The 13,468-nt window shown below is 70.3% G+C and carries 11 protein-coding genes; 2 read left to right on the top strand and 9 right to left on the bottom strand.

Translation table 11 applies throughout. From position 1 onward, the window contains the following. The first annotated feature begins 72 nt into the window (after window positions 1-72). Window positions 73-423 carry an RNA polymerase-binding protein RbpA gene (locus ACT3T9_RS04600; RefSeq protein WP_299305221.1) on the top strand — a complete coding sequence of 117 codons (351 nt, stop codon included), beginning with the start codon at window positions 73-75 and terminating at the stop codon, window positions 421-423. Between the two features lie 449 nt (window positions 424-872). Here ACT3T9_RS04600 and ACT3T9_RS04595 read toward each other — a convergent pair whose 3' ends face one another. From ACT3T9_RS04595 to ACT3T9_RS04555, 9 genes are all read right to left on the bottom strand, one after another. Further along, window positions 873-1,460, bottom strand: coding sequence for an FxsA family protein (locus ACT3T9_RS04595; protein ID WP_444606043.1), 588 nt, complete (start codon window positions 1,458-1,460; stop codon window positions 873-875). Window positions 1,461-1,496: 36 nt separating this feature from the next. Beyond that, a complete protein-coding gene (locus tag ACT3T9_RS04590) occupies window positions 1,497-2,252 on the bottom strand; it encodes a polyprenol monophosphomannose synthase (protein ID WP_441443031.1) in 756 nt (251 codons plus the stop codon). Window positions 2,253-2,254: 2 nt separating this feature from the next. Further along, window positions 2,255-3,976, bottom strand: coding sequence for an apolipoprotein N-acyltransferase (gene lnt, locus ACT3T9_RS04585; RefSeq protein WP_441443030.1), 1,722 nt, complete (start codon window positions 3,974-3,976; stop codon window positions 2,255-2,257). Next, window positions 3,973-4,788, bottom strand: coding sequence for a hypothetical protein (locus tag ACT3T9_RS04580; RefSeq protein ID WP_442331660.1), 816 nt, complete (start codon window positions 4,786-4,788; stop codon window positions 3,973-3,975). The genes lnt and ACT3T9_RS04580 overlap by 4 nt, the downstream gene beginning before the upstream one ends. Continuing rightward, window positions 4,785-7,802: a DEAD/DEAH box helicase gene (locus tag ACT3T9_RS04575; RefSeq protein WP_444606042.1), complete on the bottom strand. Its 3,018-nt coding sequence runs from the start codon at window positions 7,800-7,802 to the stop codon at window positions 4,785-4,787. The genes ACT3T9_RS04580 and ACT3T9_RS04575 overlap by 4 nt, the downstream gene beginning before the upstream one ends. Then, complete coding sequence (locus tag ACT3T9_RS04570; protein ID WP_444606041.1) at window positions 7,799-8,764, bottom strand: diacylglycerol/lipid kinase family protein; 966 nt, start codon at window positions 8,762-8,764, stop codon at window positions 7,799-7,801. Before ACT3T9_RS04570 ends, ACT3T9_RS04575 begins: the two co-directional genes overlap by 4 nt. Further along, the gene (tatC, locus tag ACT3T9_RS04565; RefSeq protein ID WP_441443026.1) at window positions 8,761-9,594 is read right to left on the bottom strand and encodes a twin-arginine translocase subunit TatC; all 834 of its coding nucleotides are present in this window, start codon (window positions 9,592-9,594) and stop codon (window positions 8,761-8,763) included. The genes ACT3T9_RS04570 and tatC overlap by 4 nt, the downstream gene beginning before the upstream one ends. A gap of 161 nt (window positions 9,595-9,755) precedes the next feature. Next, window positions 9,756-10,082 (bottom strand): Sec-independent protein translocase subunit TatA, encoded by a 327-nt coding sequence (gene tatA, locus ACT3T9_RS04560; RefSeq protein ID WP_444606040.1) that lies wholly within the window; start codon window positions 10,080-10,082, stop codon window positions 9,756-9,758. A gap of 132 nt (window positions 10,083-10,214) precedes the next feature. Beyond that, window positions 10,215-12,206: a WYL domain-containing protein gene (locus tag ACT3T9_RS04555; RefSeq protein ID WP_444606039.1), complete on the bottom strand. Its 1,992-nt coding sequence runs from the start codon at window positions 12,204-12,206 to the stop codon at window positions 10,215-10,217. A gap of 67 nt (window positions 12,207-12,273) precedes the next feature. Between ACT3T9_RS04555 and ACT3T9_RS04550 the strand changes: the two genes are divergently transcribed. Further along, the gene (locus ACT3T9_RS04550) at window positions 12,274-13,389 is read left to right on the top strand and encodes a DUF3866 family protein (RefSeq protein WP_444606038.1); all 1,116 of its coding nucleotides are present in this window, start codon (window positions 12,274-12,276) and stop codon (window positions 13,387-13,389) included. Window positions 13,390-13,468 lie beyond the last annotated feature (79 nt).

Genomic DNA, 13,468 nt, shown 5'->3' with positions numbered 1-13,468 from the left:
TGCCACCACACCACAGACCTCTCCGGACGGCACACCGTCCGGCCGCCATCCCCGGCAGGAAGCGAGAACCGCATGAACAGCCGCAGCCTCCGAGGCACCCGACTGGGCTCCCTCTCCATGGAGACCGACGAGGGCGTCCTCGCCGCACCGCGCCAGGAGTCCGTCTACGACTGCCCCAACGGCCACACCATCGTCCTCCCCTTCTCGGTCGAGGCCGACGTGCCCGCCGTGTGGGAGTGCCGCTGCGGCGCCTCCGCGCTGCTCCGTGACCATGAGCGTCCCGAGGTGAAGCCGGGCAAGCCCGTGCGCACCCACTGGGACATGCTGCTCGAGCGTCGCAGCGAAGAGGACCTCCAGGTCCTCCTCGACCAGCGCCTCGCGCTGCTGCGCGCCGGGAAGCTTCACCAGCGCCGCAACCTCTGAGACATCCGCACTGCTCACCTGAGCAGAGCGACGAGGGGGCATCCACCATGCGGTGGGTGCCCCCTCGTCATGTCCCCCGCGCTCGTCGTGTCCCCCGAGCGCGTCGTGGTCCCCGAGCTCGTCATGGTCTCCGAGAGCCAGCGCACGATGGGTGGTGTGTGGCTCCACCCCTCTGAAGTTGTAGCTCCATCCCCTCTGAAGGTGCGGCTCCATCCCCTCTGAACTGTCGCCCACGAAGCCCCCAGGCGACAGTTCAGAGGGGATGGGCGACGCGAGAGCGACAGCTCAGAGAGGACGGGCGATGCGAGAGCGACCACCCAGACCGGATGGGCGGCCCGAGAGCGACAGTTCAGAGGGGATGGGTGACGCGAGCGGGCTCGCGCACGAGACATCGAGCGCTCTGGCCCTGGATGTCCTGGCCCTGGAGTGGCACGGAGCGGTGGGGAGGCTCAGTCTTGGGTGATGATGGGCGGCGTGCTGCCGTCACCGCGTGACGGGCCCGACGAGCGGCTGTCGAGGATGATCTCGCCGTCGATGACGCCGGTGCCGGAGCGGCGGTAGAGCACCTTGCGCGCCCCCTCGGAGCCGCTGCTCAGCCCCATCGCCTTGACCGAGCGGCGCTGCACCGGGGTGAGCAGCAGGACCAACCCGATCAGATCGGTGAGGATTCCTGGGAAGAAGAAGAACAGCGCGGAGAGCAGCGTGAACGCCGGGCGGGAAAGATGCTCCTGCACGTCTCCGCGACCGCGCACAGCGCGAACTAGAGAGCGCAGGCGCACGAAGGACTGCTGACCGGCGGCGACCAGCAACGCGATGCCGACGACCCAGCCCACGGCGATCGCGAGCACGGACCACCAGAGGCTGGTGTTGATCCCGATCAGGACCAGGATGGTGAGCTCCACGAGCCCCAGCAGGACGACCCCCAGCGGGATCAGGACCCCCCAGCGCGAAGTCGAGCCGGAGCGCGGGTTCTGCGCGCCGTCGGCGGCTGAAGGGCGTGCGGACGCCCCCGAAGTGCTGCGCTGCTGTGCGGCCATGAAGGCTCCCTTCCTGCGGTGGCGAACCAGTTCAGCCTAACTCAGGGCCTTGCGAACCGCCTGGGCACGACGTGACAGTCCCCAGACAGTGACCTTCACGAGCGCTTCCCGCACGATTCCCGAGGACATCTTGCTGGCCCCCTCGGTGCGCTCGTCGAAGTCGATCGGCACCTCGGCGATCACCGCCCCCAGGTCGCGGGCACGTCGGGTCATGTCCACCTGGAAGCAGTAGCCCTGGGAGGCGACGTCCTCGGCGATCACTCGCTCGAGCAGTTCAGCGCGGAACACCCGGAAGCCGGCGGTCGCGTCCGAGACACCGAGTCCCATCAGGGCCCGCACGTAGACGTTCGCGCCCCGGGAGAGCACCTGGCGGCGCAGCGGCCAGTCATGCACCGCCCCGCCGGGGATCCAGCGGGAGCCGATCGCGAGGTCGGCGCCGCGTCGCACCGCCTCAAGCAGCCCGGGCAGCTGCTCGGGTCGGTGCGAGGCATCGGCGTCCATCTCCCCCAGCTGCTGGTAGCCGCGTTTGATCCCCCAGGCGAAGCCGGCGAGATAGGCGGGTCCCAGACCCTGCTTGCCGGCCCGGTGCAGCACGTGCACCGCCGGATCCTGGGCTGCCATCTGCTCAGCCCACGCACCGGTGCCATCCGGGGAGGAGTCGTCGACCACGAGGACATCCGCCTCGGGCACAGCGGCGCGCAGACGGGCCAGAGTGCCCGGCAGCGCCTCTCGCTCATCGTAGGTGGGGATGACGATGAGGGTCGGCGGCAGCGGGGCATTGGAGGGATGCATGGTCACTGTCCTCGGCGGGTGCGGGATGGTGCGGTACCGGCAGAACCGCTGCGGGCAGAGCCGCCGCGGGCAGAGGCACTGCGGGTAGAGCCGGTGCTGGCGGTCGCGGAGCGGGCGAGGGCGCGACGGTCGGTGGTCAGCGCGGACAACAGCCCCACCAGTCCCAGGGCGGAGATCACGACTGCGATCCACGGACCTGCCGCGACCGCCGGGGTGATGCCGGTGCGGAGGGGAACGTCGGCCAGCAGCGAGCCTCGGTCCCAATGACCGACCAGGTCGATCTGGCGACCTTCCGGGCTGAAGATCGCAGAATCTCCCACGGTGGAGATGTGGACGACGCTGCGGCCGGACATCACCGCCATCACCTTCGCCTGGGCGAGCTGCTGGATCGCCTCATGGGAGTCTCCGAACAGCGCGTTGTTGGACTGCACGACGATGACCTCGGCGCCTCCATCGACCACATCATGGACGAGGGAGTCGTAGGCGATCTCGAAGCAGATCAGGATCCCCACTTTCCCCTCTCCCTGATCGAGGGCGCCCAGATCCATCACTCCGACGTCCTGCCCCGGGATCATGTCCAGGGAGACCAGGTCGACCTTGTCGGTGAGCTGGCGGAACAGCCCGCGCATCGGGATGAACTCGCCGAAGGGCACCGGATGACGCTTGGAGTACTGGTAGGGCGTGGTCGCCTCGGGGGTGAACAGCACCGACTGGTTCAGCCTCTCGGTCTCGCCCACCCGCGTCTGGGTGCCGATCAGGATCGGGGCACCGGCGTCCTCGGCCGCGGAGGTCAGCTGGTCCGCGAGCACCGGATCCTGCCGCGGATCCCAGCCGGTGGAATCCTCGGGCCAGACGATCAGGCCCAGCTGGGTGCCGTCGGCCGCCGTCTGCTCGATGATCTCCCGGGTCACGGCGAGGTGGTTCTCGAAGACGTCATCGGGCATGGTGAAGGAGATCGGATCGATCTCGCCCATCGAGCCCTGGATGGCGGCGATCGTCATGGACGGCCGGTCCACCGGTGCGCGGTTGTGCGGATAGGGGACCACCACGGTCACCAGCACGAGGGACACCGCGATCGCGCAGGGCCATACGCCGGAGAAGCCGATCAGCCCGCGGCGGCGCCTGCCCAGCAGCGCGAGCACGCCGAACAGCAGCAGCTGTCCCAGCAGGGCGGTCACCAGCGAGAGCCCGGCCATCCCGATCCAGGGACCGAGGTTCAGCAGCGGGGACTCGGCCAGTGCGAAGGCACTGGCACCCCAGGACAGGCCACCCCAGGGGGCGGTGCTGCGCAGCGTCTCGACTCCCACCCAGAGCGCCGCGACGATCAGTGCGCTGGAGATGCACAGGCCTCGACGCACCATCACGGTCCGAGCGACCAGGCCGAAGAGCACGATGTAGAGGGCCTCGAACACGCCCAGTGCGATCCAGGGCATAGTACCGGCGTAGGTACTCGCCCAATGCGTCAGCGGGACGAAGAACGCGAGCCCCCAGACCAGTGAGACGAACATCGCGAGCCGTGAGGAGCGGACGAGCAGGCCCGCCCCGAGCAGGGCGATCGCCACCGGCAGCAGCATCCACATGCCGTAGGGAGGAAAGGCCAGCAGTGCGCAGAAGCCGCCGAAGCCGCCGCACAGCACAGCAACCGGCCAGGGGGTGGGTGTGAACTCGTCACGAGACTTACGGCTGCGCTCGCGCGACGGTCTCGACCGTGTGGTCGCCGTCATCCGCCGTCCTGACCGAGCCGGTCGTGGAGGATGTGTCCGTCCACCACCGTGCGCAGGGCGCGCGGGGTCCCCTGGTCCAGGTCGGGCAGGAGCGGGGTGCGGGAGCGCGGGTCGGTGGACCAGCTGTCCACCCGCTGGGCATGGGAGCGGACAGTGAGGTCCCACGGCTCCCACACCACGAAGGTCGCCGGGATCCCCGTCTGCAGGGACCCGGGGTGGCGGTTCCCGGCCACCCGCTGCCCGCCACGGGAGGCGGCGAGGAAGGCCGCGCGGTCGCTGATGCGCTGCTCGGCGGGGCTGGTACGGGCGGCGCCGCGCACCCAGTCCCAGGGATCGGCCGCCGCCGGCTCGCCCGCGGAGGCGAAGGCGAGCGGGGTGCCCTCAGCGAGCAGGTCGAGATAGTCGGCGCTCTCGCTGACCGGGGCGACGATGCGCACTCCCTCTCGGATCCCGGTGGGGCCGGGCAGCCGCAGCACGATGCCGAGCGCGGCCGCTGCGGCATCATCCGCAGGATCAGGGGCAGAGCCGTCGGCGGTCGCGGCGGCGTCCACGAAGCCCGGAGTGATCAGGCAGCCGGTCGCATCGACCTGCTGAACATCGCCGTGGAGCACGCGCGCGGTGTCCTCCGGGCCGGTCCACGCGATGAGCCCGTCCGCGACCAGCATCGCGGAGGCCTCCGGATCGCCGGCGCTGTACAGCACGATCCCGGTGTAGAGCATCGGGGCGGCGGCCTGCCCGGTCGCGGGGGTCTGATGACGGTCGTTCTCGCTCACGGGGCCAAGCTTCTCCCGTCCGCCTGGGAAAAAGCTCATCGGTCGATCTCCTGGGCCACCAGACCTCGTCGCACGGCCCTGATCGACTCGCGTGCGATGTGTCCGAGCTCGGGGTCCGCAGTGAGCTGATCGAGCAGGTCGATCACCTGGCGGCAGTGCCGCACGAAGTCCCCGGGCGGCAGATCGTTGCCCTCGAGCGCTGCGGCCAGGTGCAGACCCTGCGCCCAGCGGTGCACGATCGCAGAGATCGCGGGATCGGGGGCACTGGTGGGCGTGATGCCATATCGGCTCTCAGCGGCCTGCAGGCGCGCGGCGACCCGGGCGGAGGCCTCGAGCGCGGCACCCACGGCGGGCTCGGGGATCAGCTCCGGGGCACGATCGTCGCGGCGAGACTCATGCACCGCGGCGGAGACCACCGCGGCCAGCCCGGCGGCGGAGAGTCCCGACCAGGCGCCGTGCTCCAGGCACTCGGCGATCAACAGGTCCCGGTCGCTGAACAGCCGTCGCAGCCGCAGGCCGCTCGCCGTCGGTCGCAGTTCCGGGGTGGGGGTCGGTCGCAGCTCCGCGGAGCCAGCATCCGTCACCGCGTCGGGGATGCCGACGGCGGACGAGGTGCTGACCCGTTCGAGATAGCCGAGCTCGATGAGCAGGCCGGTGAGCAGGTCGAACTGACGGGCCAGGGAACTGGTGCGCCCCCGGATCCTGCGCTGCACTCCCTCGAGCTCCGCGCGGCTCTTCCGCCAGCGGCCCACCCAGCGCAGATGCGACTCCAGGTCCGGACACTCGCCGCACGGATGCGCGCTCAGCTGTTCGCGCAGGCCGAGCAGCTGCTCATCGGTGGCGACGGTCGAGGGGGTGCGGCCGGTGCGGCGCCGCACCTCGCGGCGATCGGCGTCGTCCTGTCCGGCCAGTCGCTGGCGCAGCGCGGCCGCGGTGTCCTTGCGCACCTTCCCACTGCCCAGGGCATCCTGCCGCGGGAGGCGGAGGCTGTCGATCACGGCGGGCGGGGAGGGGACATCGCCCGGGCGCAGGCTGCGACGTCGGCCCTCGGTGTCCAGCAGGTCCACCTGTGGGCCGCCGAGTACCGCGCGGTCCACGTCCAGCACCACCGCGTACCCCCGGCGCTTCCCGCCGGGAAGCGCGATCACCTCACCACGGCGGAGGTCACCGAGGACCGAGCGGGTCCGGTCCCGGTCCGCAGCAGCGCGAGCCTGGGCGAGGGTCTTCTCGCGCTCGGAGACGGCTTCCTGGAGCTGCGCGTACTCGAGGAGATCGCCGCGGTCGCAGGTCACCGCCTCCTGGTAGGACGTCACCGTGTCCTCGAGCTCCCGGGCGCGGCGGGCGAGCCCCACCACGGAACGGTCTGCCTGGAACTGCGCGAAGCTGGTCTCGAGGGTCTCCCGGGCACGTGCCAGATCGAAACGGTCCAGGAGGTTCACGGCCATGTTCGGGGTGGGTCGGAACGCCGAGCGCAGCGGGTAGGTGCGCTTCGAGGCGAGGGAGGCCACGGCGGGGGCATCGAACCGGGGCCCCGCGACGACCACAGCATGGCCCTCGGTGTCGATACCGCGGCGGCCTGCGCGTCCCGTGAGCTGAGTGAACTCTCCCGGTGTGAGGTCCGCGTGCTCGACACCGTTGAACTTCACGAGCTTCTCGAGCACCACCGACCGGGCTGGCATGTTGATGCCCAGCGCGAGGGTCTCGGTGGCGAAGACGACCTTGATCAGCCCCCGGGCGAAGAGCTGCTCGACCACCGTCTTCAGCAGCGGCAGCATCCCGGCGTGGTGGGCGGCAAAGCCGTCGAGCACCGCGCGGCGGAAGGAGGCGATGCCGAGGACCTCCTCGTCCTCGGCGCCGATCCCGGCAAGCTGCTCGTCGAGCACTGCGCGGATCTCACGTCGCTCCCGGTCATCGGTGAGGTGCAGGCGCGCCCGTGCACACTGCTGCACGGCGCCCTCGCACCCGGCGCGGGAGAAGATGAACACGATCGCGGGCAGCAATTCTGCCTGGTCCAGCAGGGCTACGACCTCGGGACGCCGCATCGTGCGCTGCGGCAGTCCGGGGGCCTGACCGCCGTGGCTCCTACTGTCGCTGCTCCTGCTGTCACCGCTCCGGTTGCCGCCGTAGCCGCTGCCGTCGTAGGCGCCGGGGCCACGCCCCCTGCGCTTGTGGGGAGGGCGGTGCTGTCCGGAGCCGCGGGGCCGGTGGCGCCCGCCGGTGCCCTTCCTCCCCCGGTAGTCCTTGCCGCGCGCGCCGCCGGTCCGCTCGTCGACGGGAAGGGAGAACGAGGTGATGCGTTCGATCTCGGGGTTCACCTGACGGTCGCTGCGGGCGCCCGGACCCTGTGACACCACAGCTTCCCCGTCGGCATCGACGAAGAGGTCCAGGAGTTCATCGCCCACGATCACGTGCTGCCACAGCGGCACCGGGCGAGTCTCGGAGACGATGATCTCGGTGCTCCCGCGGACCTCCTGCAGCCAGGCACCGAACTCTTCCGCATTGGAGACCGTCGCCGAGAGCGAGACCAGCTGCACCGAGCGGTCGAGGTGGATCATGACCTCTTCCCACACCGGCCCGCGCAGGCGATCGGCGAGATAGTGCACCTCGTCCATCACCACGAACCCCAGTCCCTGCAGGAGGTCGGAGTCCGCGTACAGCATGTTGCGCAGCACCTCGGTGGTCATCACGACCACCTCGGCATCGGGGCGGATCGAGGTGTCGCCGGTCAGCAGACCCACACGTTCGGCGCCCAGCCAGTCCACCAGCTCGCCGAACTTCTGATTGGACAGCGCCTTGATCGGCGCGGTGTAGAAGACCTTGTGGCCCCGGGCCAGTGCGAGATGCACCGCGAACTCCCCCACCACGGTCTTGCCGGCGCCGGTGGGGGCGGCGACCAGGACCGAGCTGCCGCCCTCGAGCGCCCGCCCGCCCGCCAGCTGGAACTCGTCGAGATCGAAGGGGTAGCGGGCGGTGAAGGCGGTGAGCTCGCGGGAGGACTGCTCCTGCTGCTGCTCCTGCTTCCACTGGGCGTAGCGCTCGGAGGGAGAGGTCACTGGGTTCCCTCGCTGCCGTCGGCGGTCTCCGCCGCGGCGGGCAGCTCGGCGAGCAGCCGCACCGCTCCGGGCAGCACCCGTGCTGTCAGCGGCAGCAGCGAGCGGGGCTCGCCATCCGCGTAGGCGCGCAGTGCCCGGCCGTGGCGCAGGCCGACGGTCACCTCGCGCACGGGCTGGATCTTCACCGCGTCCAGGGTGGTGTGCGTGCCCCGGTAGACGCGCGGGAAGAAGCGCAGCAGCTGGCTGCGGCCCAGCCCGGCGACGGTGACCAGCTCGAGCATGCCGTCATCGATCCGCGACTCGGGGACGATCTTCATCCCGCCGCCGAAGATCCCGGAGCTGCACAGGGTCAGGATCGTGGCGTCCAGCTCGATCCGCTCGCCCCCGTCGATCTCGAGCCAGTAGGGCAGGGGGGTGAAGGCGGGCAGCTCGCGCATCAGGGCCGTCGTATAGCGGACCGTGTGGCGGGCCCGAGAGCTGTTGGCACGTGCGTTGACCAGGGCATCGAAGCCCAGGTTCACGTTGCCCAGGGCGAGCGAGCGATGCGGCAGCGCATGCTCGCCGGCGGCGATGATCTCGATCGCGTCGATCGTCACCACCGGGCGCGACAGGGCGTGGAGGAGGGCCCGGGTGGACTCCTCCGGATCGTTGATCGTCAGCCCGAGGGCGCGCGCGAAGTCATTGCCGCTGCCGGCAGGGACGATCCCGAGCCGCACCGGGGAGCCGGCCACGATCTCGGCGCCGAGCGAGACGGTGCCGTCACCGCCGACGACCACCAATGCGGTCAGGGAGTCGCGGATCTCCTCGGCGCGGGCCCGGGCGAGGTGGGCGGAGGTGGCGGAGAGGTCCACCACGGAGATCCCGGCCAGCCGCAGCAGATGGCCGACCTGGCGGCCGACCCGGTGAGCGGCTCCCTGTGCAGCGGTGGGATTCGCGAGCAGACCCACACGGAGCCTGCTCACCGCCCGTCCCCGTCGGCGTCGTCCAGGCGGGACGGGCCGTCGATCTTCTCCACCTCGTCGTCGATGCTGCTGGCCTGGTCATCGTCGAGGTCCTCGTCACCGGACCTGCGCGCCTTGCGCCGATCGTGGATCAGCGAGATGACGATCGCACCGAAGAAGAGGCTGGCGATCGCTGCGGACATCGCGATCAGCGTGATCGGCTCCGGGGTGGGGACCATGACGGCGGTGAAGGCGAAGCTCAGGAAGATGATCCAGCGCCACGCCTTGAGCATCGCCTTGCCGCTGACCAGCCCCATGAAGTTCAGCAGGACCATCACCACCGGCATCACGAAGGCGATGCCGAAGGCGAGCATGGTCTTGATCAGCAGCGCGAGGTACTGGTCGTAGGGGATGATCTGCGAGACCGAGCCCTCGGTGGGCGTGAAGCTCATCAGCACCGGCACCAGCTGGCTGACGGCCCAGTAACCGGCCACGCAGCCGACGAAGAACAGCGGGATCGCGCTGCCGAAGAAGCCGATGGCGTACTTGCGCTCGTTCTTGTGCAGGCCCGGCATCACGAACAGCCAGATCTGGGCGATGATCATCGGTGAGGACAGGATCAGGCCGATGTACGCGGCCATCTGCAGCTTGACGTTCAGGCCCTGGCCCACGCCCTGGAAGTTGATCAGCGACTGGAGCTCGGAGTCCTCGCTGGCTGCCTCGATCGGCGCCTTGACGGCGTCGAAGACCCACGGGAACAGGAACCAGCCCACGATGGAGAGCAGCAGGACGGTGATCGCGCTGATCATCAGCCTGTTGCGCAGCTCGACGAGATGCTCGCCGAGCGACATCCGTCCTTCGGGGTCCCTGCGTGACTTATTCGCGGGCTCCGATTCGGTCTGCTCGCGTCCCTGCGTATCACTCGCCACGGATCTGCTTCCTCCCAGCGCTCCGGGTCCGGACGGTCTCCCACCCGGGCCCGCTGTCGACGGCGCGCTCTGCGCCGAGATGCTCAGTCGCGACGGTAGGAATCGTCGTCGTCGTGGGCGCGGATCGGCTCGCGGCCGCGGTCCGCGTCATCGCGAGGGTTGTACTCGCGGTCGTCGTGGGAACGGCTGTCGCGGTCCTCACGCGAGCGCGTGGAGCGGACCGGACGATCGTCCTCCTCGTCCTCGTCGGCGGGCTTCTCCTCGCCGCGGAGCTCCTCGACCTCGCTCTTGAAGATGCGCATCGACTTGCCCATGTTGCGGGCCAGGCCCGGGAGCTTGTTGGCGCCGAACAGAAGGATCACCAGCACGATCAGCAGGACGATCGCCCAGGGGTTGCGGAAGAAGTTCATGGAAGTCCCTTTCAACAGCGCCACGAGACAGCGCGGGCGCACCTATCATCCCACAGCGGACTGGGCGCCGGACGGGTCGCCACGGTGGCGACTCGGCCCACCGCACGGCGGGTCGTCCCAGGGTAGCGGCTCCTACGAGGTGTGACGTACCGCGCCGTCCCGCGCAACGGTCACGATCGTGTCTCTGAGATCACGCGGTACGAGCACCTCGGCCGCGCCGGCGGATTCCAGCACCGCGTCCACCAGCGGCGCCAGCACCGGCGAGTCCAGCCGGGCGAAGGCCTCGCCGTCCCCGCCGTCGCGCATCTCGACGGCCCCGAACGACTCGGCGATCCAGTGTCCGGCGGGTTCGAGCCGCAGCCAGACCTCCCCCTCGACGCGCCCGGCCAGGGCCTGCTGCTCCCCCGCGCCGGCGCGGCTCATCGGGGTGCCGGCGGGCAGGATCTCGACCACGCGATCCAGACGGAACCGGCGCTCGGCACCGGCGAGCTCGCACTCGGCGAGCATGTAGGAGCGCACACCATCGCTCTCGATGCGCAGCGGCCGGATCCTGCGCACGCTGGTGCCGGGCCGGTCGGAGGAGGAGTAGCGGATCACGAGCTGTCCGTCCTCTGTGCCGGGCTCCGCACGCAGCGCTGCGTGCACTGCGGCCAGGACCGCCTCCGCACGGTCCGCGGTGCGGGCTGCCATCTCGTCCGCGGAGATCGCATCGGCCAGGTCGGAGCGGGTGGGCACCGCCACGGAATCGGCGGGGCCGCCGGTTGCGCCGGCCAGCAGCTTGGCTCGCGCCGCGGCCACGGTCTGCTCGGCCTGACCTGCGACAGGCTCGAGGGCCGCCAACCCTGCCAGCAGCGCGGTGATCTCCACCGCGCTGAGGCTCAGGGCACGGCGCAGCGGCTCGGCGTTGCGCACCCGCACGGTCCCGTGCTCCCATTCCGCTTCGATCAGGTCCTCCCAGCCGTCGCCCATGTCACCGCAGACGAACAGCACCTGCAGATCGGTCACCAGCTGCTTCTCGGTGATGGCGAGGGCCTCGGCGAGCTCCGCGAGATCGGCCTCGCCACGGCTGAGCACATAGGAAGCCGCGGAGATCAGTCGCGAGAGATGATCGCCGCTCTGCGGGGTGAGCCGGATCCTGGGCGTCGGGCGACCGGTCGCCGACTCGAGCTCTGAGAGCTGCGGCTCCTGCTCGTGCAGATCCGCGATCGCGCTCAGGACCTGGGCGAGCTCAGCCCGCCAGGAATGCGGTTCGAGCAGCTCGACCCAGCGGATGTCGCCCAGCAGCAGGCGCCGGGCGGCGGGACGCGGAAGGCTCGGCAGGGTGAGGTGCTCCGCCTCGAGCGCCGCGCCGGCCCGGTCACGCAGCGACAGCGCCTTGTACGGCGCCGCACGCAGCACGGCGGCGTCACGATCATCGCTGTCGAGCATGCGCTCGAGCACTCCCGAGAGATCCGTGTTCTCGGGACGGGGCTGCCGGGCCGCGGAGATATCCGCAGGGAAGGACTCGATGCGGGAGGCGCGGAAGAGACGCGGAGCCGAACGGTCCAGGTCCCAGCCGTAGACGTACCAATGCCCCTCGTGCACACCGACCACCCAGGGCTCCACCCGACGTTCCGACGGGGCGCCGTGGGTGGCGCGATAGGTGAAGCGGACGGTCCTGCCGCCCACGACCGAGTCCAGCAGCGGCGAGAGCACGGGCAGCGACTCGACCGCACCGCGCGGGGTGCGTCGCAGCAGATCGGGGTCGGCGTCATGCCCGAGGCTCAGCAGCTTGGAGCGGACCCGGCGGGCCGCTCCGCCGGCTGCGGCCGCGTCCCAGGCACGGCTCGCCGCGAGCAGCACCGTGTACTCCTCGGTGGTGAGATCCAGCACCGCTCCGGAGCGGGCCGTCTCGATCCGGTAGTGCACCGTGTTCTCGTCGAGCACATCGCGCTCGGTCGCCAGGGGCAGCCCGAGCTCGAGGATCGCGGCCTTGTCGCGCTCGAACATCCGCTCCGCCGCCTGGTCGGAGACCGCATTCGCGTAATCGGGGATGACGGAGAAGAGCTTGGCGCGATCGATCCGTCGCCGGGAGCCGATCGTCATGATGACGTTGAGGAGTCTCTCCACATTCTTCGAAGCCACGCAGTCAGACTATCCGGCAGGGCAGGCCGAATGGGCCGCTTCCGCGCCGCGGCTCTAGGCTGTGCTCATGCTGCGATGGGAACGGGGAACCGTGAAGGACGCGCTGAGCTCCTGGCACGGTGTGGATCGGCTCGAGATCGAGCTCGATGACGAGGCGGGAACGCTCACCGCGATCGCCTATCGGGAGCTGACCGGCACACCTCGGTCGGGCGAACGGGTGCTGCTGAACACGAATGCGCTCCGCCGGGAGCTGGGCACCGGCGGGGACGCCATGGTGGTGGCCCGCCTCGATGTGCTCCCCGAGGCGACGGAGAGCAGCGGGCACATGGTGAAGGCCCGCTATACCCCGATGCAGACCATGGTCGACGCGCTCGATGATCCCGGAGGGGAGCACTACGAGACGGTCCGCGCCGCGAAGGACATCGCCGGGATGCCGGTCGTGGTCGCCGATCTCCACTCCTCGCTGCCCGCCATCATCGCGGGCATCCGGGCCGAGCGGCGCACAGCGAAGATCGCCTACGTGCACACGGACGCCGCCGCACTGCCTGCGGCCTACTCCCGGATCACCGCTCGGCTGCGGTCAGCTGATCTGCTGGCCTCCGTGATCAGCGCCGGTCAGTCCTTCGGCGGTGATCTCGAGGCCGTGACCGTGCACTCGGCGCTGCTCGGGGCGAAGCACGTGGTCGGCGCCGACGTCGCGATCGTGATCCAGGGGCCCGGCAATCTGGGCACCGGAACCGGCTGGGGATTCTCCGGAGTGCAGGCGGCCGAGGCGGTCCATGCCGCCTCGGTGCTCGGCGGCCGCCCCGTCGCGACGCTGCGGGTCTCCGGTGCCGATGAGCGCAAGCGACATCGGGGCCTGTCCCATCATTCTTCGACCACCTATGGCCGTGCGCTGCTCGCCCCTGTCCACCTGCCCGTGCTCCCCCGCAACGACAGCCGGCACAACGCATTTCATGAGTCTGTACGGAAACAGGTGAAAACCACGATCCTCAAGCCGGCGGAGAAGCGCGGAGTGCGGCACCAGCTCACCGAGGTCGATGCCAAGGGCCTGCGGGATGCGCTGGAGGACATGCCGGTGCGGATGACCACGATGGGTCGCACTCTGGCGGAGGATCCCTGGGCGTTCCAGTACGCGGCGCTCGCGGGACGCTGCGCCGCGTCCCTCGCGCCGCGGGCCTGACGCCGGTCCCTGAGCCCCCAGCCCGACGACCGAGCTCAGGCCCTGAGAGCCTCGTTGCGAGGACCGATCTCAGGCCCCG

The sequence above is a fragment of the Brachybacterium sp. AOP29-B2-41 genome (assembly GCF_052378395.1).
GTDB lineage: Bacteria > Actinomycetota > Actinomycetes > Actinomycetales > Dermabacteraceae > Brachybacterium.
This window is presented reverse-complemented; position numbering and strand designations above follow the sequence as displayed.